The following is a 26,196-nucleotide window of genomic DNA, read 5'->3' on the forward strand; positions in this document are numbered from 1 at the left end:
GCGTGTCTTTATACTGGGTCCGCATTCATCCGCATCTTATTCACGACCTATGATCAAACGAATTTTCCCGATGGTGGCGATCGCCGCCGTGGTTGCAACGACCTCGCTGGCCGCGTCGGCCAGTGATATGAACAATGCCGTTGGCGGTGCGCTGGGCGGCGTGGCGGGCGCGGCCGTGGGTGGCGCGCTCGGCGGCAGCACCGGTGCGGTGCTTGGCGGCGCAGTCGGCGGCGGGGCCGGCGGGGCGATCACGTCCAATCGTCGCGAGCGCACGGGCGCCATCGTTGGCGGCGCGCTCGGCGGTGGTGCCGGCACGGCCGCTGGCAATGCGATGGGCGGACGCTCGGGCGGCCTGATCGGTGCGGCCGTCGGCGGCGGCGCCGGCGCCGCGCTCGGCGGCAACATGTCGCGCTCCAGTTCGTACGACAACGATGGCTACGGCTACCGTGGCAAGCGCCACGGCCATCGCAAACATCATCATCACTGATCGCCCCGCGTCTGCCTGAACGACAACGCCCCGCGATTGCGGGGCGTTGTCGTTGGGCATGACAGCTTGGCGCGGCCGCCCCGACGGCGCTATACCGCGCGAACTTCCAGCCGCTTGCCCAACACGGCAAAGGCGCTCTCCACCGCGTCGAGGCGAGACGCATAGCCAAGCTTCAATAACCGATCCACCTGCACCTGATTGACGTGCATACGCCGGGCCAACTCGGCCTTTCGCACGTTCTGCGCGATCATCTCGTTCGCCAGCAGCACCTTGATCGACGCCATGATGGGCAACGTGATCGTGGCCTGCCCGCGCTTCGCACGGGACGGCCACGGGATCGGCCGCTTCTGAGCAAAGTAAAACTCCAGCGCCGCCTCAAGCGCTTCAAGCGCTTGCTCACGCGCGTGCGCCTCGTTCTCGCCGACGGTAATCGCTTCCGGCACGTCCGGGAACGTGACCAGCAACGTGTCGTTCGTGTCGCGCTTGAGCGTAATGGGATAGGTCAACATCGTTCGCCTCGCAATTCGTTGCACCCACGGGGATCAGCTCACGCTATTTCAGATCGAGCTGCTTCTTGATGGCTTCCACCAGTGCGCGTCCCATCTCCTTGGCACCATGATCCGGGAATACCGTCGAGCGCCCATTGAGCGTGACTCGAAAGTGACTGGATCCGGCACGGTGCTGCTCGAATGTCGCGCCCTCTCGCCGACGCCACCTTCGGAATTCGCTGTACTTCATACTTCACCCGTGATGGAATCGAATGCTACAACAAATCTGTCGTATACGCCGCACAGAGACCACAACAAATTTGTTGCAAATTCCTGTAACGCCACTTCACGGCCGACTGACTCACGCCTTGCATCATCGCCGCGCCCGCGGTCCGGCGAAAGCCGACAGGCCGACTATCGGAAAGCCCCTACGCCAATAAAAAAGCCGCAGCACAATGGCTGCGGCTTCTCTCACTCGCGCGACAGACGGCTCACCGCCTGCCGGGCTCCGCAAGGTACGGTCCAATGCCCGTCGGATAGCTTCCGGGGATGAGCATCGACGTGTCGAGACGGTCGACGCTCGTGCGACCGGTCAGCGCCATCGTCACGTCCATCTCCTTGGCAATGACCGCCAGCGCGCGGCGCACGCCCGCCTCGCCCATTGCCCCCAGCCCGTACAGGAACGGTCGCCCGATCAATGTCCCCTTCGCGCCCAGCGCCATCGCCTTGATCACGTCCTGCCCGGAACGCACGCCGCCGTCGAGCCACACCTCCGTGTCGCGTCCCACCGCCGCGACAATGTCGGGCAGCGCCCGGATCGTCGAGATCGCACCGTCGAGCTGACGCCCGCCGTGATTGCTCACCACGATCGCATCGGCCCCCGTGTCGCGCGCCGCGCGCGCATCGTCCGGATCGAGCACGCCCTTGAGCACGAGCTTGCCGCCCCAACGCTTCTTGATCCACGCCACGTCGTCCCATGAAAGGCGAGGGTCGAACTGCGCCGCCGACCACGCGGCGAGCGAGCCGATGTCGTCAACGCCCTTGGCATGCCCCACGATGTTGCCGAACGTGCGACGGCGCGTGCCCAGCATGCCCAGGCACCAGCGCGGCTTGGTCATCATGTTGGCAATGTTGGGCAGCGTGAGCTTGGGCGGCGCCGACAGGCCATTCTTGATGTCGCGATGACGCTGACCGCTGATTTGCAGATCCATCGTCACCATCAGCGCCGAGCACCCCGCCGCCTTGGCGCGATCGATCAGCCGCTCGATGAAGTCGCGATCGCGCATCACATACAACTGGAACCAGAACGGCGCCTTGGTATGCGCGGCGACATCCTCGATGGAACAGATCGACACGGTCGAGAGTGTGAACGGCACGCCGAACGCCTCGGCCGCGCGCGCCGCGAGAATCTCGCCGTCAGCATGCAGCATGCCGGTCATGCCGGTCGGCGCCAACGCCACCGGCATGGCGACCGGCTCGCCCAACATCGTCGTGCGCGTGCTGCGATGCTCGATGTTGACCGCGACACGCTGGCGAAACCCGATCCCGCCAAAGTCCGCCGCATTCGCCCGATACGTCGACTCGGTCCATGAGCCGGAATCGACATACTCGTAAAACATGCGCGGCACGCGCCGCTGCGCGAGCACCCGCAAGTCCTCAATGGTGGTAATCACTGCCATGCTGCGTCTCTTCTTCCGGAAAGTCCCGACCGTCTTTCGGGAACGGGTGAATATCGTCGATATTTTTATTTCTGCTTCACCAGATCGACGAGCGACTGGGTTTGCTTGATTGTCTTGAGCACGATGTTCGATTGGATCGCCATGACCGCCGGCGCACGGTACAACTCGTTCACGATGAAATCCGAGTAATGCGCGAGATTCCGGGCCCTGACGGTCAAGATGTAATTGGCCGAGCCAGTGACGATGCGTGCGGTCACCACCTCAGGCCAATTCTGGACGCAAGCGAGAAATTTCTCGTGCCATTGATCGACATCGGGACGCAGCGAAATTTGGACCAGAGCTTCGAACTCGAGGCCGATATGCTGTGCATCCACGATGCAGCGGTATCCGGAAATCACCCCGCGATCCTCGAGCAACTTCACCCGGCGAAGGCAGGCCGATGGCGACAGCCCGACGGCATCCGCCAACTCCTGGTTGGAGATGCGCCCGTTGAGTTCGAGATGGCGCAGGATACGCAGATCGGCAAGGTCAAGGTTCATTGGCAGAATCCATCAAGTTCCCCCGGATTCTGGCAGATCCTTCGAATCGCCGCCAGTTGTCCGCCACAAATGGCCAGCAAATTCCATTTTTTGCGTTGAAATCGTAACGCCCGGCCAAGCTCGGGCACGGTGTGCTATCCGGGCCGTGAACGCCGTTTTCCGAGATTGCCGCTGTCGTGCCGCCAACGTGTTGCGACGTGCCTACCCGCCCGACTTGCGTTGCTTGACGATGCGTTGCAGCAGGTACCGCGTCTGTTCGAGCACCGCCTCGCGCACCATCCGGTTGCGTTCGGGATTCGGCTCGCTCGCCCACCCCATCGAACTGTCGACGGAGCGGCGCATCACCCGAAACGCCATGCCCAGCGTGCTGATGCACACGGCCCGAACCCGCATCGCCTCATCGTCGGGCGCCACGCCCGCGAGCCGCGTCACAATGTTCGCCCCTACCGCGGCGAGCCGGCTCGAAAAGCGCTCGTGGAATACCTTGAACCCCGCCTCGGGTCCAAGCCCTGCCTGCTCACGGGCCATGAACATGTGCCAACCCTCGATCTCCGGCACTTCCTCCATGAACCCCGCCTTGCGGTTCTGCAGCTCGCAGAATGCGTCGATAAGCTGCTTGTCGGTCGCCTCCGGTTCGGCCACCACGCGCTCGGCCGCCTCGATCGCTTCGCCCATCTGCCCCATGACAAGACTCACGATGTACTCGACGCACGCCGTGTACACCCCCTCCTTGTTGTCGAAGTAATACTGCAGCGCCGGTGCGTTCACACCGGCCTCGTGCGCGATGTCTCGCGTGGAGGCCCCCGCAAAACCGAACTCGCCAAAGCACTTGATCGCCGCCAGGATGATGCGCGCGCGCGTTTCCTCACCCCGTTGATACCCCGTGTCGACCGCATGCCGCGTTCGCACAGGCGTGCGCGGTGCCCGCCCGGCGCGTGAAGTTCCTGTCATGTCTGTCCTTGCTTGCCAAAACTTTCGTCAAAAATATAACACTTGACACAAATCGATCAACTGGAATAATTTTGCCAAACGGAATAATTTGAAGGACCCCTCATGTCAACCGCAGCACCGGTCAAACCGACAACCTCGACGCCGCCGATCGCACGCCCCGCCGACACCCCGACCGCCAGGACCGTGGAAGCCGCCGAGACCACGCAGACGCCGGCCAACCGTCGTCGCAAAACGATTCTGCTTGGTGCGCTGGCAGTGGGCGTCGCCGCGGGTCTTGGCTGGGGCGCGCACTGGTGGCTCGTTGGGCGCTTCGTCGAGTCGACCGACGATGCCTACCTGCAAGCCGACAGCATGACTGTCGCGCCGAAAGTGGGCGGCTACGTAACGGAAGTGTTAGTGCGTGACAACGAAACGGTGAGCGTTGGTCAACCGCTCGTGCGGCTCGACGCGCGTCAATACCAGGCCGCCTTCGACGAGGCACAGGCGACCGTGCAGGCGCGCGAAGCCGATGTCGCGCGCGCCGAGGCCGAACGCGCCCAGCAGACCGCGACGATCGCGCAAGCGCGCGCCGAACTCGACGGTGCGCGAGCGGACGCGCGCTACACAGCGGGTCAAGTCAAACGCTATGCGCCGCTCGTGGCCACCGGCGCGGAAACCGACGAGCGTCTTGCCGAGCTGCGCAATGCCAGCACCCGCGCTGACGCCACGCTCAAGAGCCACCAGGCCAGCGTTCAGGCGAGCGAGCGTCAGACCGACACGCTCGACGCCGCGCTGGCGCAAGCCAAGGCCCAATTGACGGTCGCGCGGGCCAGTGCGCGCAAGGCGGAACTCGATCTCGCCGACACAGTGGTCAAGAGCACACTGGCCGGACGCGTCGGCGATCGCGCCGTGCGCGTCGGCCAGTTCGCCCAGCCGGGCACCCGGTTGCTGACCGTCGTGCCGGTGCAGAACGTGTATCTGACGGCGAACTTCAAGGAAACGCAGGTGGGTCATATGCGGCCCGGCCAGCCGGTGACGGTTCACGTCGACGCCCTGCCGAATCAGCCGATTCACGGTGTGGTCGATTCGCTCTCACCGGGCACGGGTGCACAGTTCGCCTTGCTGCCCGCGCAAAATGCGACCGGGAACTTCACGAAGATCGTCCAGCGCGTGCCGGTGCGCATCCGGCTCGACGTGCCGGCATCGCTGCGCACGGTGCTGCTGCCGGGCCTGTCAGTGACGGCGGACGTCGACACGCATCGCCGCGATACGGCCGCCCCGCCAAGCAGGCGAGTCGGGCCGATCAGGCAGATCGGGCGGGCGACCCCGCGGTACAGCTCGCGCTCAGCGCGCCGCTGAACGCCCTCGTCGGCCCCGTCACCAGCGCGCCGTCGAACGCCGATGCCGCACCGTCATCGGCAAACGTTGGGGCGCAACGTGGCTGAGCGTGGCGCGATGGACACATCGTCGATCGCCTCGCCGTCGCCGCTCGCGTCGACTTCGTCGCCCTCGCCCGTCGCGCTGACGCGTGATCAGGCGCGTAGTGCCGTGGCGGCCGGCAGCGGCGGGCATGGGGGACCTGGCGGACGCGGGGGAAACCCAGGCGGTGGCGCCGCGAACGCCGCCACGCCGCGCAACGCGTCGGCGTCGGACTGGATCGCCGTGGCGGCCGGCGCACTGGGCGCCCTGCTGGCCACGCTCGACATCTCGATCACCAACTCCGCCCTGCCGCAAATACAGGGGCAGATCGGTGCGTCGGGCACCGAGGGCACCTGGATCTCGACCGGCTACCTGATGTCGGAAATCGTCATGATTCCGCTCGCCGCGTGGCTCACGCGCGTGCTCGGTCTACGGCGCTTCCTGATGCTCAACGCCGTTTTCTTCACGCTCTTCTCGATGATGTGCGGCGCATCGAGCAGTCTGGCCGAGATGATTGTCGGCCGCATCGGGCAGGGCTTTGCCGGCGGCGCCATGATTCCGACGGCGCAAATGATCATTCGCACGCGCCTGCCCCGCCACCAGATGCCCGTGGGCATGGCAATGTTCGGCCTGATCGTACTGCTCGGCCCCTGCTCGGCCCGGTGGTCGGCGGCTGGCTCACCGAGAATGCCAACTGGCGCTGGTGCTTCTTCCTGAACCTGCCGATCTCGGCGACTATCGTCACGTTGCTCATGCTCGGCCTGAAGCGCGAACCGACCCATCTGCAGGCGTTCTTCAAAGCAGACTGGCTGGGCATCGTGGGCTTGACCATCGGCCTGAGTACGCTGACCGTTGTGCTGGAGGAAGGACAGCGCGAACGCTGGTTCGACTCGCCGCTGATCGTCTGGCTCTCGATCGTGTCGGCCGTCGGCATCGCCATGATGCTGGTGGCGCAGTTCACGGCGGAGAAACCGATCGTCAAGCTCTCGCTGCTGGGTAACAGGAACTACGCGAGCGTGATCTACATCGTGTTCACGGTGGGCGCGGGACTCTATGGCGTATCGTATCTGCTGCCGCAGTTCCTCGCGACGATCGCGGGCTACAACGCGCAGCAGTCGGGCAACATCATGCTGCTCTCGGGGCTGCCTGCCTTTCTGATGATGCCGTTCCTGCCGCGCCTGATCAGCCGCGTGGACATTCGTCTGCTCGTGATTCTCGGGCTGCTGTGCTTCTTCGCCAGTTGCATGCTCGACATCGATCTGACCGCACAAAGCGTGGGGCATGACTTTACGATGTCGCAATTGCTGCGCGGCGTGGGACAGATGCTCGCGATGATGCCGCTCAACCAGGCGTCGATGGCGGCCGTCGAGGCGCAGGACGCGGGAGACGCCGCCGGTCTGTACAACATGGCCCGCAACTTGGGCGGGTCCGTCGGACTCGCGTTGCTCGGTACGCTGATCGACCGTCGCACCGCCTATCACGACGCCATGCTGCGCGAGACGATCACCGCTAACAGTTCGCTGGGTCAGGCGCATCTTGCCGCCAACGCGGCGAGCTTCTTCGCGCAGACGGGGGATAGCGTGCATGCGCAATTGCAGGCCACCGCACAGCTGGCCGCCGAGATCGCGCAGCAGGCGAGCGTGATGACCTTTTCCGAAACTTTCTATGCACTGGGGATCGCGCTGCTGCTTTGCGTGCCGCTGGCCCTGCTGCTCAAGCAACCGACCGGCTTCAGTTCGGGCGGACATTGAACGATCATGACGCTGCATTTCCGAACGATGGCCCTCGCGGCCGCCCTTCTCGTCACCGGCTGCACGGTTGGCCCCGATTATCGTGGCGCGCCCGAGGTGGCGGCCAATGCCCTGCGCACGGGCGCCACGTATGCGCATGCCGGAGACGGCATCGCGGCGCATACGCCGGGGGTCGCCCGGTGGTGGACGACGCTTGGCGATGCGCAACTCACGGCGCTGATCGACGACGCCATCGCCCATAGCCCGGATATCCGCGCGGCACAGGCGAAGGTGCGCCAGTCTCGCGCGAGCCTGCGCAATCACCGGGCCGACCTGCTGCCCAAGGCGAGTGTCGATCTCGCGACGCTGCGCACGCGCTCACCCGATCTGAGCCTGCTTGGCGGCAATAGCGGCAGTGGCCGCGGCCCGCTCGACTTGTATATCGCCGGGTTCGACGCGAGTTGGGAGATCGATCTGTTCGGCGGCACGCGACGCGCTGTCGAGGCCGCCAGCGCCGATGCCGATGCGGCGTCGGAGGATCTCGCGGACGCCCACGTACAACTCGCCGCCGAAGTCGCACAGGCCTACGTCGCCTTGCGCGATCAGCAGGCACGGCTGGCGCTGGTGCGCGACTCGGCACAACTTGAAGGTGAGATGCTCGATCTCACCCGCCAGCGTCGCGCGGGGGTGTCGCGTCGGAACTCGACGTCGAACGGCTCATCACGCAGGTGGAACAGACGCAATCGCGCGTGCTGCCGCTCGAAGCGGACGTCATCGAATCGCTCGATCAGTTGGCGCTGCTCACCGGCCGCGCGCCGGGTACGTTGGACACCGAGTTGTCGGTCCCCAGGGCCTTGCCGAGCGTGCCGAAGACGGTCGCCATCGGCGATCCGTCCGCGTTGTTGCAGGCACGTCCGGACATTCGTGCGGCAGAACGTCGCCTGGCGTCGCAGAACGCCCAGATCGGCGTGCAGACGGCCAACTGGTTTCCGAAACTCTCGATCATGGGCGAACTTGGATATTCGGCACTGGATCCGGGCCATCTGGTACGCAAAGACAACTTCAGTTGGATGACGCTGCCGCGCCTGCAATGGAATGTGCTCGATTTTGGACGCGTGCAGGCGAGCGTCGACGGCGCGAAGGCCGGTCGCGATCAGGCCCAGGCGAAGTATGAAAGCGCAGTGCTCAGCGCGTTGCGCGACGCCGATGTGGCACTGGCACGTTACGGGCATCAGCGCGAAAACGTATACCGTCTGCGCAGTGTGGAGGCCTCGGCCACGCGGGTCGCAACGCTCACGCGTCAACGTTATCGCGCCGGCACCGCGAGCACGCTCGATTGGCTCGATGCCGAGCGCACGCGCTTTTCCGCCGAGCAGGACCGGGTCGCAGGCGATGCGCAACTGCTCAAGTCGTTCGTGACGCTACAGAAGGCGCTGGGTCTGGGATGGCAGGTAGGGCCCACCATGGAGTGAGGCACGACGCGACGTGAAATGAAGCAAAGCGCCGCAACCGGCTGCGCCGGGTAATGCTGCGCCGGGTAATGCGACGCGGGATAATGCGACACGGGGTGACGCGACGGGCAATGGGAGTCGACTTGCGCCGGGGAGCATGACGCACGCCTCTGAGCGTCGGCGTGCCCGGCGGCGCTGGCGCAGCGGGCATCACATGGCACCGTGCCTTTCGGCGGTGCCAATGAAAAAACGCTCCAGAAGCTTTCGCGTCTGGAGCGTTTTTACCAACTGAGTTGGTGCGGCTGGCAGGATTCGAACCCACGACCCTTGGTTCGTAGCCAAGTACTCTATCCAACTGAGCTACAGCCGCATTTACTGCACGCGAGACCCGATCAGACGATGCTACTGCTGTCGGTTCGCCTTCTCATCGACGCGGGCCGAATGTACATGACATGCGGCGCGTCACTGGGAAGGACTCTCCCGAAAAACGGAGGGTCTCCCCGTGAGGAGACCCTCGAAATAAGTGGCGCGGCTGGCAGGATTCGAACCCACGACCCCTTGGTTCGTAGCCAAGTACTCTATCCAACTGAGCTACAGCCGCGTCGTGAGAACAGAATTATGTAAGAAACCCGCCTACCACGCAAGTGATTTTTGCAATTCTTTTGTCATAACTCCGATTTCCCTACCGTATCGCGCATTCCATGCGGGATTAGCGCGGAATCATCCGCACTGGCAAGTCTTTGCAGCTAGAGCAATTACTCCACGCAAACCCGCGCCGAATCAGGGCTTTCCATGTGCGCCTGCGCGTGACTGCACGGTATGCTACGACTTTTTGCAGCGCGTCGAAGGACGCGTTTGCCGCACGCGCGAGACCGGATCGGCAAGACAATCGGTTCGGCTCCCTCTCACGCGGCCAAAAGAAAAATGCGACGAAACCACGCACCGCGCGCCTACGCTCTTCCCCCGGCGACGACGATGCGATAAAAACCATATTCAAGGAGGCGCTCATGGAAAAAGTCTGGCTCAAGAGCTATCCGCCCGGCGTGCCGGCCGAGATCGACGTCAACACGTATCGTTCGCTGAACGATCTGTTCCTGCAGAGCTGCCGGAAGTTTGCGAATCGTCCGTCGTTCACCAATCTCGGGGTGACGATGACATTCGCCGACCTCGAGCGCCAATCGCGCCACTTCGCCGCGTATCTGCAAAGCCTGCCCGGACTCGAGCGCGGCTCGCGCGTGGCAATCATGTCGCCGAACCTGCTGCAATACCCGGTCGCCGTCTTCGGCATCCTGCGTGCCGGAATGGTCGTCGTCAACGTCAATCCGCTCTACACCGCGGGTGAACTCGAGCATCAACTCCAGGATGCCGGCTGCGGCGCCATCGTCGTGATCGAGAACTTCGCCGCCACGCTGCAAAAGGCGTTGCCCAACACGCCGGTCAAGCACGTGATCACGACGGCCATCGGCGACCTCGTGCCCGCGCCGAAGCGCTGGATCGTGAACTACGTGGTGCGCCACGTGAAGAAGATGGTGCCCGAGTGGCACATCCCGCACGCGGTGCCGTTCCGCACCGCGCTGGCGAACGGCGCGCGCGCCACGCATCAGGAAGTGCCACTGGGTCACGACGACATCGCGTTCCTGCAATACACGGGCGGCACCACCGGCGTCGCCAAGGGCGCCATGCTCACGCATCGCAACATGATCGCCAACATGTTGCAGGCGCGCGCCTGGATCGGCGAGGGACTCGAGGAAGGCAAGGAAATCATCGTCACCGCCCTGCCGCTCTATCACATCTTCTGCCTGACGGCGAACTGCCTGGTGTTCCTCCAACTGGGCGCACTGAACCTGCTGATCACCAATCCGCGCGACATGCCCGGCTTCGTCAAGGAATTGGGGAAGTGGCGGTTCACGTTCATGACCGGCGTCAACACGCTCTTCAACGGACTGCTCAATACCCCGGGCTTCGACCAACTCGACTTCAGCGCACTCAAATGCGCACTCGGCGGCGGCGCCGCCGTGCAACGGGCGGTGGCCGAGCGCTGGCAGAAGGTCACGGGCCATGCGCTGATCGAAGCGTACGGTCTGACCGAGACATCGCCCGCCGTGTGCATCAACCCACTCGGCAGCGAGTTCAACGGCTCCATCGGCCTGCCGATCTCGTCGACGGAGGTGAGTATCCGCAACGATGCCAACGAAGCGCTCGGCTTCGGACAGGAAGGGGAAATCTGTGTGCGCGGCCCGCAAGTCATGAAGGGCTACTGGAACCGACCGGACGAGACCGCCAAGACCGTCACGCCCGACGGCTGGCTGCGCACGGGCGACATCGGCACGATGGACGAACAAGGGTACGTGCGCATCACCGATCGCAAGAAGGACATGATCATCGTGTCGGGCTTCAATGTGTACCCGAACGAGGTGGAGAGCGTGTTGGCCATGTGCCCGGGCGTGCTCGAATCGGCAGTCGTCGGCGTGCCGAGCGAGCGTACCGGCGAAGCGGTGAAGGCCGTGATCGTCAAGAAGGCGCAGGACCTGACGGAGAAGGCCATCGTCGACTTCTGCCGCGAACACCTGACGAACTACAAGGTGCCGCACTTGATCGAGTTCCGCACGGAACTGCCCAAGACGCCGGTCGGCAAAGTGCTGCGCCGCGAACTGCGCTAACGATTCACGTCATCGGGTTGTCTCGTCGTCCGTAACGACATTCAAAAACGTGGGCACCGCGTTGACAATGGCCGGGAGCAATCCCGGCCATTGTCATTCCAGACGGCGAAACATCGTCCTCTCGATCGAGAGATCGGCCTCGATTCGTAACTTTTGGTTACAGACGTGACGTGCACACCTTGGTACAACAGGAGCACGTCAGCGAAGCTTTCAGGCGGCACGCGTGGTGATTCGCTTCAAAACGTAAGCGGCAGCCGCCATGCCGAAGGTGGCCGTGACACACACGCTCGAGCCGAAACCGGCGCAGTTCAGGCCCTGCGGGCCCGCCACGGCATTCGCCGCTTCAGCGGGGGCGCACGCCGCTTCCGGGTACTGCAACGGCTCATCCGAGTACACGGCGGGTACGTTGAACTTGGCTTTCGGCCCACGGACAAAACCATGTTGCTTGCGTAATTGCGCGCGCACTTTGGCCAACAGTGGATCCTGGATCGTGCGGGTGAGATCGTCGATACGGATGCGTGTCGGATCGATCTGACCGCCGGCCCCACCGACGGTGATCAGACGCTGCGCATGCGCCACGCACCACGCGATGAGTGCCGTCTTCACGCGGACGCTGTCGATGGCGTCGACGACCCAGTCAAAGCCGCCGCCCAGCATGGCGTCGAGGTTGTCCAGGGCAACGAAGTCCTCGACCAGCGTGAGTTGGCAGGCAGGATTGATGGCCAGGATTCGCTCGGCCATCGCAGTGACCTTCGGCTTGCCGAAGTTGCCGTCGAGGGCATGCACCTGACGATTGGCATTGCTTTCGGCGACGTTATCGAGATCGATGAGCGTGAGCCGGCCCACGGCGCTGCGCGCCAGTGCCTCGGCCACCCACGAGCCAACGCCGCCAATGCCGATGACGGCCACGTGCGCGTCACGCAGGCGCGCGAGACCGTCGTCACCGTACAAACGCGCGACGCCGCCGAAACGGCGGCTGGCGTCAAAATCTTCCTCCGGTGGCGTGGTGAGCACCGGAGCAACAATAATCGACGGGGTACTGTTCATGATGCGATGGGTAACGTCCTTGAAATGGCTGGCGATCACGATGGTCGCCATCGTGCTGGCATTCGCGGCGTTCATCACGTGGTTTGACTGGAACTACGCCCGGCCCTTCATCAACCGGGAGGTGAGCACCGCGACCGGTCGTCCGTTCGACATCCGGGGCGACCTCTCGCTGCACTGGCTGGCCCCGAACGCCAATGCCCCGGGGCTGGGGCGCTGGCTGCCGCGGCCTCGCCTGATCGCGAATGATATCGTGTTAGGCAATGTTGCGTGGAGCCAGACGCCGAACATGATCACGCTGGGCCGGCTCACGTTCTCACTTGAATGGCTGCCGCTGCTCGACAAGCGCGTGGTCCTGCCCGAAGTCGCCTTGTCCGCGCCGAAGGTGCTCATCGAGCAGCGGGCCGACGGCCAAAACAACTGGACCTTCACGAAGGGCGACGGCAAACCGTCGCCGTGGACACTGCGCATCGGCCGCCTGATTCTCGAAGACGGTGAGATACACGCCAATCTCGTGCCGCAGCAGCTCGATCTGAGCGCGAACATCGCCACCATCGACGGCCAGGCACCGTACGGCATCGGCATCTCGCTCAAAGGCACCTTCCGCAAGGTCGCCGTCACCGGCCACGCCCGCGCGGGCGACGTGCTCTCGCTCGAAGATAGCGGCGATCCCTACCCGCTCGATGCCGACGTGCGCATCGGACGCACGCAGATCGCCGCCAAAGGCACATTCACGAATCCGGCCACGCTCTCCGCGCTCGACATGCATCTGCGCCTGTCCGGGCCGACGATGGCCGACCTGTATCCGATTACCGGCGTGCTGCTGCCGCAAACCCCGGCCTACGAGACCAACGGTCATCTGCTGCATACGGCGGGCGTGTGGCGTTATGAACGCTTCCAGGGCAAGGTCGGGCAGAGCGATCTGTCCGGCACCCTGGTCTTTCGTCAACGGCAGCCGCGCAATATCCTGCAGGGCGCGGTCGTGTCGAATCAGCTGCGGCTGGTCGATCTCGGCCCGCTCGTCGGCGCACAGAACCCTTCCGGCGGCGGCGATCTGACGGGCAAGCCGAAAGCGCCGCCTTCCGACAAGGTGCTGCCGGTCGACCCGTTCAAGACCGATCGCTGGCGCGCCATCGACGCCGACGTGCAGTTCACCGGCCGCAAGATCATCAAGGACAAACGCCTGCCGATCGACAACCTCGTCACCCATCTCGTGCTCGACGACGGCGTACTCTCGCTCCGCCCACTGGAATTCGGCGTTGCGGGCGGACGCATCACCTCGACCCTCGTGCTCGACGGACAGACCACGCCGATGAAGGTCGATTCGCAGGTCTCGCTCCGCCACCTGCAGATGAAGCAGTTGCTGCCGGACGTCAATCTGATGAAGACGAGCGTCGGCGAGGTCAACGGCGACGCCGCGCTCACGGCGACCGGCAACTCGATTGCCGCGCTGGCCGGCTCGTCGAATGGCGAGATCAAGACACTGATCGACCGCGGCTCGATGAGCAAGCTGCTGCTGGAGTATCTGGGGCTCAACGTCGGTAATATCGTCGTCACCAAACTCTTCGGCGACAAGCAGATCGAGATGCGATGCGCGGCCGCCGACTTTGCCGTGCGCGACGGTGTCATGGACGCGCGTACGTTCGTCGTCGACACCGACGACACGAGCATTGGCGTTACAGGACAGGTCGATCTCAAGCGCGAGCACTTCAATCTGACCATCCGGCCCGAGCCGAAGCACTTTGGCCTCCTGTCCTTGCGCTCGCCGCTCTATGTGCGGGGCACATTCAAGCATCCGGACGTCGGCGTGAATGTCCCCACGCTGATCGCCCGCGCCGGGGGGGCGATCGCGCTGGGCGTGCTCGCGCCGTACACGGCCCTCGTGCCGCTGCTCGAACTCGGCCCGGGCAAGGACAGCCCTTGCGGCGAACTGCTCGCCAGCCTGAAGCGTCCCCCCAGCCGCCATCCGTCGGCGGTCAAACCGGTGTCCGGTGCGAACGGCAACCCGGCCGGCGGCCAGCGCGAACCGCGCGCGTCGGCCACGGCCCCGACGTTCGGGCCGGGCCGCGAAACGCCCTGACCCCGATGTCGCTCACGCCGCCCCTTCGCTCGGCCAAAGCAATGCCCATGCCAGCGTGAGGGAATTGTCGCTGCCGCGCCACGCAACGTCGCGGATGGCGCCAACAGTACCGTCCATTAGTTCACTCCTTAAATATCAAGCACATGACGCGAATCGCCCGTCCCACGGTGTATTCGGCGAATCGATGCACCGGCAATGCGGCAAATTGTCTCTTGCGCACGTTCGCCGACTCTTCGCTATACTGTGTCGCAACCCCACCCGCAACAGACCGACACCGATCGTCGTGACCCAGACGCTTTCTCTCGCGGACCTGCGCAAAAATTACGCCCTCGGCTCACTTTCCGAGACCGATGTCGCGCCCAGCCCGTTCGATCAATTCCGACGCTGGTTCGAGCAAGCGCTCGCGGCTCAACTGCCCGAGCCCAATGCCATGACGCTCGCCACCGTCACGCCTGACGGTCGGCCCGACGCCCGCATCGTACTCATCAAGGGCGCGGACGAAAACGGATTCACGTTCTTCACGAATTACGAGTCGCGCAAAGGCCGCGAACTGGAGGCCACGCCTTACGGCTGCCTGCTGTTCCACTGGATCGAACTCGAGCGCCAGGTGCGCATCGAGGGTCGTGTCGAGAAGGTGAGCGAAGCGCAGAGCGACGCGTATTATCATTCGCGCCCGGTGGGCTCTCGTCTCGGGGCGTGGGCCTCGGTACAGAGCGCCGAAGTGGCGGATCGCAGCATCATCGAGCAACGCGAGGCGGAATTCCGGCGCCAGTTCGGCGACGCCCCGCCGCGACCGCCCCATTGGGGGGGCTACCGGCTCCTGCCGGAGACCTTCGAATTCTGGCAGGGCCGCGAGTCGCGCCTGCACGATCGCATCAAATATTTCCAGCTTGCCGACGGATCCTGGCGCGTCGCGCGCCTGTCCCCGTAATCATGATGTCGGCGACGCCGACGCGGTACGCCTGCCTGCCCGTTTGACGAGGAGACGTCACTGTGCCGTGCGCTACGGAATGAAGTTTTTTTGGTGACACTTGGAGCATATCCATGTTGTGGGAGAAAAAACTCGAAAACTGGGTCAGCGGCGTCAAGACATCCTCCAACCTGCCGATCCGCCTCGCGCTCTGGAATGGACAGCACTACGATTTCGGCGCGTTCGATAATCCGAGCGTAACGCTGCGCATCAATGGCCCCGCGGCCGTGACGCGTCTGTTGAGTCCCAGCCTGGACAATCTTGGCGAGGCCTATGTGAAGGGCGAGATCGACGTCGAGGGCAAGCTCGTCGACGTCATCGACATGAGTTACGCGCTCGCCGGCAGCAGCCTCACCACGCTCGGCCCGCTGGAACGCGCGGTGCGCCACTACACGCACAGCAAGAAGTCCGACAAGCGCTCGATCGAGTTCCACTACGACGTGTCGAACGAGTTCTACCAGCTCTGGCTGGACAAGAACATGGTCTATTCGTGTGCCTACTTCGAGAACGGTGACGAAGACCTCGACACGGCGCAAGAGAAGAAGATCGATCACATTCTCACCAAGATCGCCTTGCAGCCCGGGCAGACACTGCTCGATATCGGCTGCGGCTGGGGCGCCCTTGTGATTCGCGCCGCGCAGAAGTTCGGGGCGAAGTGTGTCGGCATCACGCTGTCGCAGAATCAGTTCGATCTGGCCACCGAACGGGTCAGGAAACTCGGTCTGACGGATCGGATCGAGATCCGCATCCAGGATTACCGCGACGTGGAGGGTCAGTTCGATCGCATCACGAGCGTGGGGATGTTCGAGCACGTTGGACGCAAGCACCTGAAAGACTACTTCGCCCAGATGGCGTCGCTGCTCAAGGACGACGGCGTCGCCATGAACCATGGCATCACGTCGACCGATCCGGATAGCGGCGAGACGGCGATGGGCGGCGGCGATTTCATCGACAAGTACGTGTTCCCGAATGGCGAGTTGCCGCACATCAGCCTCGCGCTCGAATCGATGCAGCGCGGGGGACTCGAAGCGAGTGATGTGGAAAGCTTGCGCCGTCACTACGCACGCACCCTCTCGCTCTGGTCCGAGCGCTTTGAAGCGCACGCCCCGCGTCTGCGCGAACTGGCGGGCGAAGAGCGCTTCCGCGTCTGGCGCGTGTACCTGGCGGGCTGCGCGTACGCGTTCGAGCACGATCACGTCTCGCTCTATCAGATCGTCTGCCGCAAGGCGGGTCAGTCCGCCACACGCCTGCCCTGGTCGCGCCGTTACATGTACGAGAACCGATGAGCCAGTTCGATCTGTTTGGCACGACGCCTGACGATCCCGCGACAGGCGGACATGCCAGGCAGGTCGATGGCAACCCCGCAACGCCGAAAAGCCAAGTCCCTCGCGCGGGCACAAAGCGCCGCAGCGGTGTCGGCGCGGCCGACATTCCCGCTGCCATGCAGTCCTTGGGCGAACGGTTGCCCGGCTCGATCCGTCTGGGCACCTCGTCGTGGTCGTTCCCCGGCTGGAAAGGCATTGTCTGGGACGACGACTACAGCGACGCCAAGCTCTCCCGCCAAGGACTGACGGCTTACGCGAGCCATCCGGTGCTGCGTTGCGTCGGGATCGACCGTTCGTTCTACAAGCCAATGTCGATTGTCGAATATCAGACGTACGCGCAGCAGGTGCCGGAGGACTTCCGGTTCCTGGTCAAGGCACCGAGCGTCGTGACCGACGCACTTGTTCGTGGAGAAAAAGGCGAAGGCCTGAGCGCGAATCCCTGCTTTCTCGACGCGAGAATCGCCGCCGAACAGTTCGTGACGCCGTGTCTGACCGGGCTCGGGCCGAAGGCCGGCGTACTCGTGTTTCAAGTCTCGCCATTGCCGTCGGAATTACTGCGTGACATTCCCGCGTTGGTTCAACGCATCGAAGCGTTCTTCGGGGCGCTGCCGCCATTGCCGCGGAGTGACACTACGTCCGTCGGCATCGCCGACCCAGGGCCATGTTATGCACTGGAAATTCGCGACGGCGCGTTGCTCACGCCGCGTCTCATGCGAGCGCTGGGGCAACTGGGGGTGCGTTATTGCATCGGCCTGCACGCGCGGATGCCGCATGTGGAGCGTCAGGCCGCAGCGTTGGCCATGCTCGACGAAGCGGGCGCGGGACCGCTGGTGGTGCGCTGGAATCTAAACAGCGGCCATCGCTACGAGCAAGCCAAGGCCAAATATGCGCCGTTCGACAAGATCGTCGATCCCGACCCGGCAACGCGCGATGTGCTGGCCGCGCTGGCCACCCATTACGCCCTCGCCGGCCATCCCGTCTACGTGATCGTCAACAACAAGGCCGAAGGCTCTTCGCCCCTGTCGTGCCGCGCGTTGGCCGAGCGCGTCGTCGAGTTGTCCGCCGCAGCGTCGCTCGCCAGCACGGAGTGACACCGCCCGGCCCGACGCAGCAACGGGGCAACGGGACGACGGGGACGACACGAAGGGACGACACGACGACGCGGCGTCACCGCAACGCAACGCTCAGCGCCAGGACACGACCAAGCCACGCTCGGCATGCGGCACGTGGGCGGCAAGCGCCTCCCTCGCCCCCGGAAGCGACGATGGCCCGAGCCGGCGCCTACGCCGAACTCGAGCCATCGTTATTGCGCTGCGCTGTTACCGAACGTCCCCGGCAGTCTTTAAAAAGCCTGGGACGCCCTGACGCGTTACGCTACGAGATGCGGAATCGGCACGTCTGGATTCACGTCGGCCTCGTAATCCACACCGTCGATCTCGAATCCAAACAAGCGCAGGAATTCGTGCTTGTAGCCGGCGAAGTCCGTGAGGTCATACAGGTTCTCGTCGGTCACCTTGTCCCACAGGGCCGCGACCTCGGCTTGCACGTCGGGCGAGAGCTCCTTCTGATCGGTGCGCACACGGCCTTCGTCGTCGAGCTTTGGCGTCGCGCCATACAGGCTGTCCTTGTACAGGCCGTAGATCTGCTCGATGCAACCCTCATGCGTGCCCTTGGCCTTCATCACCTTGAACAGCAGCGAGAGGTAGAGCGGCATCATCGGGATGGCCGAGCTGGCTTGCGTGACCAGCGCCTTGAGCACGGCCACGCGCGCGTCACCGCCGCTGGCCGCGAGTTTGGCGCGAAGGCCCAGCACCTTCTCGTCGAGATCCTTCTTGGCCGCACCAATCGACCCATTCCAGTAGATGTCGTGCGTGAGCTTCTCGCCGAGATACGTGAACGCCGTGGTCTTGGCGCCCGGGGCGAGCACGCCCGCGTCGGCGAGCGCGTCGATCCACATCTGCCAGTCTTCGCCGCCCATGACGGCCACCGTGTTGTCGATCTCTTCCTGCGTGGCCGGCTCGAACACCGACGCCTTGACGACTTCCTTGTCGGTATCGATACCGCGCAACGTCACCGACTTGCCCACCGGCTTGAGCACCGAGCTGAACACCTGCCCCGTTTCCGGATGCGTGCGGCGCGGCGAAGCCAGGCTGTAGACGACCAGATCGACCTGACCAAGATCCTGCTTGATCGTCTCGATGGTCTTGGCCTTGATTTCCCTGGAGAAGGCGTCGCCGTTGATGCTCTTCGCGTATAGCCCCTTCTCGGTGGCGAACTTGTCGAAGGCTGCCGTGTTGTACCAACCCGGCGTTCCCGGCTTGGTCTCGCTGCCGGCGCGCTCGAAGAACACGCCCAGCGTTGCGGCGTCGCTGCCGAAGGCGGCGGTAATGCGCGCAGCCAGGCCGTAGCCGGTCGACGCGCCGATCACGAGCACCTTCTTCGGGCCGTTCGCAATCGCACCCTGCGCCTTCACATACGCGATCTGTTGCTTGACGTTGGCTTCGCAGCCGACAGGATGGGTGGTGACGCAGATGAAGCCGCGCACGCGTGGCTTGATGATCATGGAAACCTCGTTCACAAAAATCGGAGATGCCGGCTCACCCGGCAAACACCGCGCATTGTAAACGAGGTCGGGACCGCCCCGGCATTTTGACGGGGGTTCTCTCACCCCGCGCTTCGGCTTTCAGACGCCAGGCGTAGCCCGTTCGGACAACGCCGGGCGGTTCTCGGCTTATTCGGGTGCGGCCACGGCCGAGCGATCGTGTCGCTTGGGAAACTGAATTTGCCGGATACGACGCACCAGCACGGCCGCGGTAATCGCCGCGATCCCGGTAAGCAGCACACCGGCGTGGACGGCGTTCACGAGCGTCTGGCGAGCGGTTTCGACCAGCGGCATGCCGTCGATTCCCATGGCCCGCAGATCGGTCAACAGGTCGGCACGCAACGTCGGATCGATCAGGATGCGCGGGTCGAGCGCGCGCCCGACGGCATGGGCCGCCGGCGTACCGTCGTAACCCGACACCACACCGGCCACCCCGTTGGCATACCAGTGATTGACCAGCGTGCCCACGATCGTCGTGCCCAGCATGCCGCCGACCATGCGCGTCGACTGCAACAGCGCGGTGGTGATGCCAAAACGTTCGCGCCCGGCAATTTCCTGCCCGAACACGTTCATGTTGTTCAGGATGAAGCCGATGCCAATGCCCGCGCAGCCCATCATCAGGGCGATCATGCCATGCGACGTCACGCGATGGGACAGCCCCACGCCGGCCGAGGCGACGGCCAGCAGACAGAACCCAAGGATCAGCATGTTTGTCGGACGCGACAGGCGCACCACGATCGGGGTATTGATGAAGCTGCCCAGCGCGATGCACGCGGCGAGCGGTGTCGCGATCAAGCCGGCCGCCTGCGGGCTCAGACCGAAGCCGCCCTGCAACAGCAATGGCGCGAAGAAAATCAGCGAGTACATCACGAAGCCGATCAGCACCGACAATGTGAAGAGCACCACGAGCTGCGGGTGACGGAACATGTCGAGCGGCACGATGGGATGGGTGGCGCGCCGTTCCGTGCGCAGCAATACCCAGAAGCCGATCGCGACCCCGGCAATCAACAGCCCATTCCCGAGCGATGCGCCATGGGCCGGCAAGTTCTCGATGAACACCTGGAAGCCGCCGAGTACGACGGCGATCCACAGTGCGCCACGCCAGTCGACGCGCACGTCGCCTTGATGTGCCGACGGAAACTTGGGCAGGTATCGCCAGACGAAATACAGCGCCGCCAGACCGACCGGCAGGTTCACGAAAAATGTGGAGCGCCAGCCGAAATGCTCGGAGAGCAGGCCCCCCAGCGATGGCCCCGCCGCCGTGCCAATGCCATAGGCCGTGGTGATCACGACCTGCCAGCGCACGCGCGAGCGAGCGTCCGGGAACAGGTCGGGCACGGAGGCGAAAGCGGTGCCGACCATCATGCCGCCACCGATCCCCTGCAATCCGCGCGCGAAAACGAGGAACGGCATGTTGGGGGCCAGACCGCAAAGCACCGAGGCGACGGTAAAGGTCACCACCGAGGCAATCACGAACCGGCGACGACCGAAGTAATCGCCAAGTCTTCCGAACACCGGCACGGTCACGACGGAGGCCAGCAGGTAAATGCTCGCGATCCAGGCGTAATACTCGAAACCCTTGAGTTCGGCGACGATGGACGGCAGCGCAGTACTGACGACGGTCTGGTCGAGAGCGACCAGCATGTTGACGAGCGCAATGCCAATCATGGCCATCAACGCATCGCGAAAAGGCAGGGGGCGCACGGCGGGCTACCTGAAGACTACATGGAGGGGAGCCGACATTTTACGTGAAAATTAATGAACATATGAACGGTTAGGCGCGGCGCGGGTTTCCGGGCTCGATCGCCCGCGACGCCCCGGCAGGCGGCGATCCGACGGTGCAGAACCCACGACGGCGGCCATCGCCGAAGAAAAATTCAACGGCAGACCGAGGCACATTCACCGCCACGACGGTCGCCTCGGTGCCCGTCGTCTCACCCGTACCGCTAGAACCAGGCGTTGTCCGATACCCCTTTCGGACGCTCCTTTAGCCCGTCAGCCAGCGCAGCGGGCATGATCGATTCGTTGGCGGGACATCGATCGAATCCGATCGCCAGCCTTAGATTGCGTCGGGCCCCGGCAAGCATGTCGGCGCCCATAGGACGTTGCCGCGTCGCCGAACGCCGCGCGTTTCGACAGCGCGACGCACATCCTGCAAGGTCCGGGCCATTTGCGAAAACCGTGCCTTATCAACGGCTGCACCATCGCTCGACACTTCAGGGTGCGTCGTCGTCACTTCTCAGGAGATACGACCATGAATAACCGACCTGTGCGCGAGGACTATCGACGCTGGCTGCAAGCGCAGACCGCCACGGCGTCAGACAGCGAGCAGCACTCGGCGCGAATCGTTCCGGCGTTACCGTCGGCACTGCCATTTGCCGGCTACGTGGTCTGGTTTCACACGAGTCTTACGTATCTCGACATCCGCTTCGATCACCATCGCTTCGAAATCGTGACGCAACAGGTGCAGAGTGCGGCCGAAGCGTTCTTCTTCGACAGCCTCGCCGCTGCCCAGGGACACGCGGCGCAAGTCGGAGAGCCATGTCTGATCCTGTTTGCAGCGGCTGGTGGTGCGTCCGCGCGTGTCGTAGGTTGACACAGGCCTTTCGGCGACGATTCCCGTCGCACGCACGTCGAATTTTCTCAGCGCCCCCCCTTCCCCGCGTGACCTACTTCAGGGAGCATGGACCATGCCGTTCCTCGCCTTGGCAATTCCTTACGCGCAATCCAACCCGATATCATATGCGTTTGACGCTCGCGCGAATCGCCACGAAATCGCCATCGATATCGAAAAAATCGAGAATCAGTCTCACGCGTGGCAACCGACGTCGCAAGCTGCGAAGCGATCCAACGCTCACTTCCATGGTGCCGCTTTCACGTGCCGAACCATGCCAGTCAACGACTACTTCGATGATGTGCTCGCAGAACTCATCACCCCGCTTGGCGCGTGCGGGACACCTCGGCACCCCAACAATGCAGAACTTCGCAAGACGCTCGGCGACTTGCTGACGCTTCACCCCGACGGCGCCGAGGTCTCGGTCGATGCGCGAATCAGCGAATTGGGGTTGCCTTCACTACTGCGAGACGATCCGGCTTATCTGCCCGGCACGCTGAACGCATTGACCTTCGATGTTGGGGGACACAGTATCGATATCGGCCGGTTCACGTTCCCAGAACCTGACATCGAGCAAGAGGCGGCATTTCTGTTCGCCGGCGAGAGTGAGCTGGCGTTTCTCCATGAAGGCAATCCTTACGCCGCGCGTATCCGGGAAGATCACTCGGCGATTCTCGCCTTCCATTACCGCGCAGCGGGGATGCGCGGATACACCACGTTGCCGCCCGGTGGATATGCACTGGCGATCCAGGATGACACGACCCTGTGCGATTTCACCTCGCAGTTGGCCCGATGCCAAAAACAAACCGATCCGAGCCGCTCGCCTCGCTCAGTCGAGGACCGCAACACCCGTTACGATCCGCTCGACCTGATGCAAAACGGCGGGTGCGTGATTCTTTGACGTTAGGGCGGCCCTACCTCGCCGCCGTCCCGAGTCTCCACACGCCAGTCGATACGTGAGAAACGGGGCGGCGGTTGAGGGTTGGCGTGGTTATGCGGCCGACTTAAGGCGTCGCGCAAACTTCTCGCGGAATTTCTTGAGCTTCGGCGCCACGACATACGCGCAGTAGCCCTGATCGGGATGCTGGCGGAAGTAATTCTGGTGATACGCTTCGGCGGGCCAGAACGTCTGCGCGGGCACCACTTGCGTGACGATCGGATGCGCATAGGTCATCTCGGCCATCAACTCGGCGATGAGATGTTCTGCCGCCGTTTTCTGTGCCTCGTCCTGATAGAAGATGGCGGAGCGATACTGCGTGCCGATGTCGTTGCCCTGGCGATTGACGGTCGTCGGATCGTGGATCTGGAAGAACACGATCAGCAGTTCCTCGAACGTCACGACGCCGGGGTCGTACATCAGCCGCACCACTTCCGCGTGACCGGTTTCGCCCTCGCAGACCTGCTCGTAGGTCGGGTTGTCGACATGACCGCCCTCGTAGCCCGAGACTACGGACTTGACGCCATCGAGCTGCTGGTAGCAGGCCTCGAGGCACCAGAAACAACCACCGGCCAGCGTGGCAACTTCCATATGGGTATTGCTCAGGGAGTTCGTCTGCTCTGTCATCATGACCTCGCTTGTCGACTATGATTTTGCCGCGGCGCACCAAACCAATAGGGCGGGCGATCCATGGTTCGATCGCCCGCCCTATTGTCGCGCAGAAGTCCGGTGAACGGCGCAAATAACCCTATGCGGCCCGCACGTCGCGTCCGCGCATGATGGACCGGCTAGCCACGGAATTGCGTGATGAGCGGATGCAGCAGCCGCGCACCGACGCGGGCCGTGAGACCGTCGCGGTCGTACGTCGGGTTGTACTCGGCGATATCCGCCACGCGCAGCTTGCCCGAACGACGCACGACACCGATGAGCGCCTCGACCACTTCGAGCGCCACGCCATGGGCCGCTGGCGCCGACACCCCCGGCGCCTTCTCGCCCGGCAACACGTCCATGTCGATGGTCAGGTACACGTGGCTCACCTCGGCGAGCATTGCGTCGAGTCGTTCGCACATCTCCGGCAGACGATGCGCCAACATGGCCTCGTCGAGCCAATAGTCCACCTGCAACGCCGCCGCCCGCTCGAACAGTGCGTCGGTATTGCTGTAACGACTCACGCCAAGACACGCGTAGCGGAAAGGCGCCTGACGGCCCGCGAGCCACTGCGAGATTTGCCAGAAAGGGGTCCCCGAACTGGCACTCGGCTGGGCACGCAAATCGAAGTGGGCGTCGAAGTTGAGGATCAGCATCGGCTCGTCGCGCAGGCGGTCGCCGAAATGCTCGGCCACGCCAAGGAATGTGCCGTAGGCGATCTCGTGTCCGCCGCCCAGCACCACCGGACGGGCGCCCGCCGCCAGCACCTCGGCCACGCGATGGCCGAGTGCAGCCTGCGCCGCTTCGAGCCGGCCGTCGGCACACACAATATTGCCGCCGTCGAACACCGCGGGCGAGCCCTGCACGGGCAAGCTCGCCAGCGCGCGACGCAGCATGTCCGGGCCGGCGACGGCGCCCAAACGTCCGTGATTCCGGCGCACGCCTTCGTCACTGCAAAACCCCAGCACAACGGCGCCACCCGCGACCTGCGACGCGTCGTAGTCGCGCAGCACCTGATGCAGACGCAGGGTGTGGCCGGCTTCACCGGTATCCACGCGGCCTTGCCAGACCGTTCGATCGATTGTCATACGTTTTGCCTGCCTTGCCTTACCGTGCAATAACCGCTTGCAGAAACTCCCGCGTACGCGCTTCGCGCGGCGCGGTGAAGATCTGCTCGGGCGACCCGGCTTCGATGATCCGGCCCTGGTCCATCACCACCACGACATCCGCCACTTCGCGTGCGAACCCCATCTCATGCGTGACGACGAGCATCGTCATGCCGTCGTTCGCCAGCGTCTTCATCACTTGCAGGACTTCGCCCACCAGTTCCGGATCGAGCGCCGACGTCGGCTCGTCGAACAACATGACCTGCGGCTGCATGGCCAGCGCGCGGGCAATCGCCACACGCTGCTTCTGGCCGCCCGAGAGCGTGCCCGGGAAGACGTCCGCCTTTGCAGCCAGTCCTACCTTGGCGAGCAGTTCGCGGGCCAGTGTCTCGGCCTCGGCGGCCTTCATGCCGCGCAGCTTGCGCGGCGCAAGCGTCACGTTCTCGAGCACCGTCAAGTGCGGGAACAGATTGAACGACTGGAACACCATGCCCACTTCGGTGCGTAGCTGATTGAGCGCGCTCTCGCCCATCATCTTGCCGTGATCGACGAGCTTGTGGCCGACGATCTCGATAGTGCCCTGCTCGGCCGTCTCCAGCCCGTTGCAGCAGCGCAGGAACGTACTCTTGCCCGAGCCGCTCGGGCCGATGACGACGACCACCTGACGCGCATCGACTTCGAAATCGATGCCCTTGAGTACCTGAAGGCTGCCGTAAGCCTTGCCCAATCCTTCAATCTTCAGGATCGGCGCGCCGAATTCCTTCTTTACTTCGTTCATTGCACGGCACCTCCGGCACGCAGGGACTTCTCGGCGCGCTGCAGCAGCAGCGTGGTGGTGCCGGTCAGAATCAGATAGACAAACGCAATCGCCAAATACACTTCGAGCGAGCGGTACGACACGCTGATGATCTTCTGGCCTTCGTGCATCACGTCGTGAATCGTGAGCAGCGACACCAGCGCAGAGTTCTTGATCAGCGCGATGAATTCATTGCCCAGCGGCGGGATCATGCGCACGATCGCCTGCGGCAGAATCACCGAACGCATGGCCATGCCGTAAGGCATGCCGAGCGAGCGGGCGGCTTCCATCTGACCGCGTTCGATCGACTGGATGGCACCGCGCACAATTTCCGAGACGTAGGCGCCGCTATAGATGCCCAGGCCCAGTACACCGCACAGGAATGCCGGCAGCAGAATGTTGAACTGCGGCAGGCCGAAGAACAAAATGAAGAGTTGCACCAGCAGCGGCGTACCGCGAATGAATGTGACGTAGGCGGTACAAATGCTGTAGCGAATGCGATGCGCCGGGTTCAGGCGGCCCATGCCGATCAGCAAACCCAACACGCAGCCCAGCGCCAGCGCGCAAGCCGTTACCTCGACGGTCACGAGCGCGCCCCGCGCGAGGTCCTGCCAGTTGGCCCACACCGGCGAAAAATCGAGTTCCATGCGTACTCCGTCAGTAGCTCTACGGCTTTATTGCGTCGGCGGGC

At 63.8% G+C, this 26,196-nt stretch carries 21 protein-coding genes, 2 tRNA genes and 2 pseudogenes; 11 read left to right on the forward strand and 14 right to left on the reverse strand.

Annotated elements, in window-relative coordinates; translation table 11 throughout:
- The first annotated feature begins 49 nt into the window (after positions 1 to 49).
- The gene (locus DRB87_RS16145; protein WP_130026630.1) at positions 50 to 487 is read left to right on the forward strand and encodes a hypothetical protein; all 438 of its coding nucleotides are present in this window, start codon (positions 50 to 52) and stop codon (positions 485 to 487) included.
- Positions 488 to 576: 89 nt separating this feature from the next.
- Here DRB87_RS16145 and DRB87_RS16150 read toward each other — a convergent pair whose 3' ends face one another.
- The 5 genes from DRB87_RS16150 to DRB87_RS16170 form a co-directional block, all read right to left on the reverse strand.
- Positions 577 to 996 (reverse strand): type II toxin-antitoxin system HicB family antitoxin, encoded by a 420-nt coding sequence (locus DRB87_RS16150; protein WP_130026631.1) that lies wholly within the window; start codon positions 994 to 996, stop codon positions 577 to 579.
- A gap of 43 nt (positions 997 to 1,039) precedes the next feature.
- On the reverse strand, positions 1,040 to 1,225 hold the full coding sequence (locus DRB87_RS16155; RefSeq protein ID WP_130026632.1) for a type II toxin-antitoxin system HicA family toxin: 186 nt from the start codon (positions 1,223 to 1,225) through the stop codon (positions 1,040 to 1,042).
- A 241-nt stretch (positions 1,226 to 1,466) separates the two neighbouring features.
- Entirely contained in the window at positions 1,467 to 2,654 is a 1,188-nt protein-coding gene (locus DRB87_RS16160) for an alpha-hydroxy acid oxidase (RefSeq protein WP_130026633.1), read from the reverse strand.
- Between the two features lie 65 nt (positions 2,655 to 2,719).
- Positions 2,720 to 3,193 carry an Lrp/AsnC family transcriptional regulator gene (locus DRB87_RS16165; protein WP_017235024.1) on the reverse strand — a complete coding sequence of 158 codons (474 nt, stop codon included), beginning with the start codon at positions 3,191 to 3,193 and terminating at the stop codon, positions 2,720 to 2,722.
- 201 nt (positions 3,194 to 3,394) lie between these two features.
- Entirely contained in the window at positions 3,395 to 4,144 is a 750-nt protein-coding gene (locus DRB87_RS16170) for a CerR family C-terminal domain-containing protein (protein ID WP_130026634.1), read from the reverse strand.
- A 102-nt stretch (positions 4,145 to 4,246) separates the two neighbouring features.
- Between DRB87_RS16170 and DRB87_RS16175 the strand changes: the two genes are divergently transcribed.
- The 3 genes and pseudogenes from DRB87_RS16175 (at position 4,247) to DRB87_RS16185 (ending at position 8,744) form a co-directional block, all read left to right on the forward strand.
- The gene (locus DRB87_RS16175; RefSeq protein WP_130026635.1) at positions 4,247 to 5,482 is read left to right on the forward strand and encodes an HlyD family secretion protein; all 1,236 of its coding nucleotides are present in this window, start codon (positions 4,247 to 4,249) and stop codon (positions 5,480 to 5,482) included.
- 297 nt (positions 5,483 to 5,779) lie between these two features.
- Positions 5,780 to 7,293: pseudogene (locus DRB87_RS16180) on the forward strand (DHA2 family efflux MFS transporter permease subunit).
- A 6-nt stretch (positions 7,294 to 7,299) separates the two neighbouring features.
- A pseudogene (locus DRB87_RS16185) lies at positions 7,300 to 8,744 on the forward strand (efflux transporter outer membrane subunit).
- 273 nt (positions 8,745 to 9,017) lie between these two features.
- On the opposite strand, the gene DRB87_RS16190 reads toward DRB87_RS16185, so the two are convergent.
- Positions 9,018 to 9,093, reverse strand: a tRNA-Arg gene (locus DRB87_RS16190).
- Between the two features lie 154 nt (positions 9,094 to 9,247).
- Positions 9,248 to 9,324, reverse strand: a tRNA-Arg gene (locus DRB87_RS16195).
- Positions 9,325 to 9,730: 406 nt separating this feature from the next.
- Here DRB87_RS16195 and DRB87_RS16200 point away from each other — a divergent pair.
- Positions 9,731 to 11,383: an AMP-binding protein gene (locus DRB87_RS16200; protein WP_130026636.1), complete on the forward strand. Its 1,653-nt coding sequence runs from the start codon at positions 9,731 to 9,733 to the stop codon at positions 11,381 to 11,383.
- Between the two features lie 210 nt (positions 11,384 to 11,593).
- Here DRB87_RS16200 and tcdA read toward each other — a convergent pair whose 3' ends face one another.
- On the reverse strand, positions 11,594 to 12,430 hold the full coding sequence (gene tcdA, locus DRB87_RS16205) for a tRNA cyclic N6-threonylcarbamoyladenosine(37) synthase TcdA (RefSeq protein WP_130026637.1): 837 nt from the start codon (positions 12,428 to 12,430) through the stop codon (positions 11,594 to 11,596).
- Positions 12,431 to 12,470: 40 nt separating this feature from the next.
- Here tcdA and DRB87_RS16210 point away from each other — a divergent pair, with 40 nt between their 5' ends.
- The 4 genes from DRB87_RS16210 (at position 12,471) to DRB87_RS16225 (ending at position 17,893) form a co-directional block, all read left to right on the forward strand.
- Positions 12,471 to 14,507: an AsmA family protein gene (locus tag DRB87_RS16210; RefSeq protein WP_240756021.1), complete on the forward strand. Its 2,037-nt coding sequence runs from the start codon at positions 12,471 to 12,473 to the stop codon at positions 14,505 to 14,507.
- Between the two features lie 283 nt (positions 14,508 to 14,790).
- The gene (pdxH, locus tag DRB87_RS16215; RefSeq protein ID WP_130026638.1) at positions 14,791 to 15,438 is read left to right on the forward strand and encodes a pyridoxamine 5'-phosphate oxidase; all 648 of its coding nucleotides are present in this window, start codon (positions 14,791 to 14,793) and stop codon (positions 15,436 to 15,438) included.
- Positions 15,439 to 15,551: 113 nt separating this feature from the next.
- Positions 15,552 to 16,763: a cyclopropane-fatty-acyl-phospholipid synthase family protein gene (locus DRB87_RS16220; RefSeq protein ID WP_130026639.1), complete on the forward strand. Its 1,212-nt coding sequence runs from the start codon at positions 15,552 to 15,554 to the stop codon at positions 16,761 to 16,763.
- On the forward strand, positions 16,760 to 17,893 hold the full coding sequence (locus DRB87_RS16225) for a DUF72 domain-containing protein (protein ID WP_130026640.1): 1,134 nt from the start codon (positions 16,760 to 16,762) through the stop codon (positions 17,891 to 17,893). The genes DRB87_RS16220 and DRB87_RS16225 overlap by 4 nt, the downstream gene beginning before the upstream one ends.
- A 278-nt stretch (positions 17,894 to 18,171) precedes the next feature.
- Here DRB87_RS16225 and fabV read toward each other — a convergent pair whose 3' ends face one another.
- Together fabV and DRB87_RS16235 are read right to left on the reverse strand one after the other, a co-directional pair.
- Positions 18,172 to 19,365 (reverse strand): enoyl-ACP reductase FabV, encoded by a 1,194-nt coding sequence (gene fabV, locus DRB87_RS16230; RefSeq protein WP_130026641.1) that lies wholly within the window; start codon positions 19,363 to 19,365, stop codon positions 18,172 to 18,174.
- 168 nt (positions 19,366 to 19,533) lie between these two features.
- On the reverse strand, positions 19,534 to 21,072 hold the full coding sequence (locus tag DRB87_RS16235; RefSeq protein ID WP_130027907.1) for an MFS transporter: 1,539 nt from the start codon (positions 21,070 to 21,072) through the stop codon (positions 19,534 to 19,536).
- A 586-nt stretch (positions 21,073 to 21,658) separates the two neighbouring features.
- On the opposite strand from DRB87_RS16235, the gene DRB87_RS16240 reads away from it, so the two are divergent.
- Together DRB87_RS16240 and DRB87_RS16245 are read left to right on the forward strand one after the other, a co-directional pair.
- On the forward strand, positions 21,659 to 22,000 hold the full coding sequence (locus DRB87_RS16240) for a hypothetical protein (protein ID WP_130026642.1): 342 nt from the start codon (positions 21,659 to 21,661) through the stop codon (positions 21,998 to 22,000).
- A 94-nt stretch (positions 22,001 to 22,094) separates the two neighbouring features.
- Positions 22,095 to 22,919 carry a hypothetical protein gene (locus tag DRB87_RS16245; RefSeq protein WP_130026643.1) on the forward strand — a complete coding sequence of 275 codons (825 nt, stop codon included), beginning with the start codon at positions 22,095 to 22,097 and terminating at the stop codon, positions 22,917 to 22,919.
- A gap of 90 nt (positions 22,920 to 23,009) precedes the next feature.
- On the opposite strand, the gene msrA is transcribed toward DRB87_RS16245, so the two are convergent.
- The 4 genes from msrA to DRB87_RS16265 form a co-directional block, all read right to left on the reverse strand.
- Positions 23,010 to 23,585, reverse strand: a complete 576-nt coding sequence (gene msrA, locus DRB87_RS16250; RefSeq protein ID WP_240756022.1) for a peptide-methionine (S)-S-oxide reductase MsrA — start codon at positions 23,583 to 23,585, stop codon at positions 23,010 to 23,012.
- A 158-nt stretch (positions 23,586 to 23,743) separates the two neighbouring features.
- A complete protein-coding gene (gene hutG, locus DRB87_RS16255; protein WP_130026644.1) occupies positions 23,744 to 24,691 on the reverse strand; it encodes a formimidoylglutamase in 948 nt (315 codons plus the stop codon).
- A gap of 19 nt (positions 24,692 to 24,710) precedes the next feature.
- Entirely contained in the window at positions 24,711 to 25,487 is a 777-nt protein-coding gene (locus DRB87_RS16260) for an amino acid ABC transporter ATP-binding protein (RefSeq protein ID WP_130026645.1), read from the reverse strand.
- Entirely contained in the window at positions 25,484 to 26,152 is a 669-nt protein-coding gene (locus tag DRB87_RS16265; RefSeq protein WP_017235007.1) for an amino acid ABC transporter permease, read from the reverse strand. The genes DRB87_RS16260 and DRB87_RS16265 overlap by 4 nt, the downstream gene beginning before the upstream one ends.
- Positions 26,153 to 26,196: the final 44 nt, after the last annotated feature.

This window comes from Pandoraea sp. XY-2, from assembly GCF_004193915.1.
Taxonomy (GTDB): Bacteria; Pseudomonadota; Gammaproteobacteria; order Burkholderiales; family Burkholderiaceae; genus Pandoraea; species Pandoraea cepalis.

Excerpts from the sequence above, each read along its gene's own strand:
- DRB87_RS16145 (WP_130026630.1), top strand. The coding sequence starts at position 50 with ATGATCAAACGAATTTTCCCGATGGTGGCGATCGCCGCCGTGGTTGCA.
- DRB87_RS16150 (WP_130026631.1), bottom strand. The coding sequence starts at position 996 with ATGTTGACCTATCCCATTACGCTCAAGCGCGACACGAACGACACGTTG.
- DRB87_RS16155 (WP_130026632.1), bottom strand. The coding sequence starts at position 1,225 with ATGAAGTACAGCGAATTCCGAAGGTGGCGTCGGCGAGAGGGCGCGACA.
- DRB87_RS16160 (WP_130026633.1), bottom strand. The coding sequence starts at position 2,654 with ATGGCAGTGATTACCACCATTGAGGACTTGCGGGTGCTCGCGCAGCGG.
- DRB87_RS16165 (WP_017235024.1), bottom strand. The coding sequence starts at position 3,193 with ATGAACCTTGACCTTGCCGATCTGCGTATCCTGCGCCATCTCGAACTC.
- DRB87_RS16170 (WP_130026634.1), bottom strand. The coding sequence starts at position 4,144 with ATGACAGGAACTTCACGCGCCGGGCGGGCACCGCGCACGCCTGTGCGA.
- DRB87_RS16175 (WP_130026635.1), top strand. The coding sequence starts at position 4,247 with ATGTCAACCGCAGCACCGGTCAAACCGACAACCTCGACGCCGCCGATC.
- DRB87_RS16200 (WP_130026636.1), top strand. The coding sequence starts at position 9,731 with ATGGAAAAAGTCTGGCTCAAGAGCTATCCGCCCGGCGTGCCGGCCGAG.
- tcdA (WP_130026637.1), bottom strand. The coding sequence starts at position 12,430 with ATGAACAGTACCCCGTCGATTATTGTTGCTCCGGTGCTCACCACGCCA.
- DRB87_RS16210 (WP_240756021.1), top strand. The coding sequence starts at position 12,471 with ATGGTCGCCATCGTGCTGGCATTCGCGGCGTTCATCACGTGGTTTGAC.
- DRB87_RS16220 (WP_130026639.1), top strand. The coding sequence starts at position 15,552 with ATGTTGTGGGAGAAAAAACTCGAAAACTGGGTCAGCGGCGTCAAGACA.
- DRB87_RS16225 (WP_130026640.1), top strand. The coding sequence starts at position 16,760 with ATGAGCCAGTTCGATCTGTTTGGCACGACGCCTGACGATCCCGCGACA.
- fabV (WP_130026641.1), bottom strand. The coding sequence starts at position 19,365 with ATGATCATCAAGCCACGCGTGCGCGGCTTCATCTGCGTCACCACCCAT.
- DRB87_RS16235 (WP_130027907.1), bottom strand. The coding sequence starts at position 21,072 with ATGATTGGCATTGCGCTCGTCAACATGCTGGTCGCTCTCGACCAGACC.
- DRB87_RS16240 (WP_130026642.1), top strand. The coding sequence starts at position 21,659 with ATGAATAACCGACCTGTGCGCGAGGACTATCGACGCTGGCTGCAAGCG.
- DRB87_RS16245 (WP_130026643.1), top strand. The coding sequence starts at position 22,095 with ATGCCGTTCCTCGCCTTGGCAATTCCTTACGCGCAATCCAACCCGATA.
- msrA (WP_240756022.1), bottom strand. The coding sequence starts at position 23,585 with ATGATGACAGAGCAGACGAACTCCCTGAGCAATACCCATATGGAAGTT.
- hutG (WP_130026644.1), bottom strand. The coding sequence starts at position 24,691 with ATGACAATCGATCGAACGGTCTGGCAAGGCCGCGTGGATACCGGTGAA.
- DRB87_RS16260 (WP_130026645.1), bottom strand. The coding sequence starts at position 25,487 with ATGAACGAAGTAAAGAAGGAATTCGGCGCGCCGATCCTGAAGATTGAA.
- DRB87_RS16265 (WP_017235007.1), bottom strand. The coding sequence starts at position 26,152 with ATGGAACTCGATTTTTCGCCGGTGTGGGCCAACTGGCAGGACCTCGCG.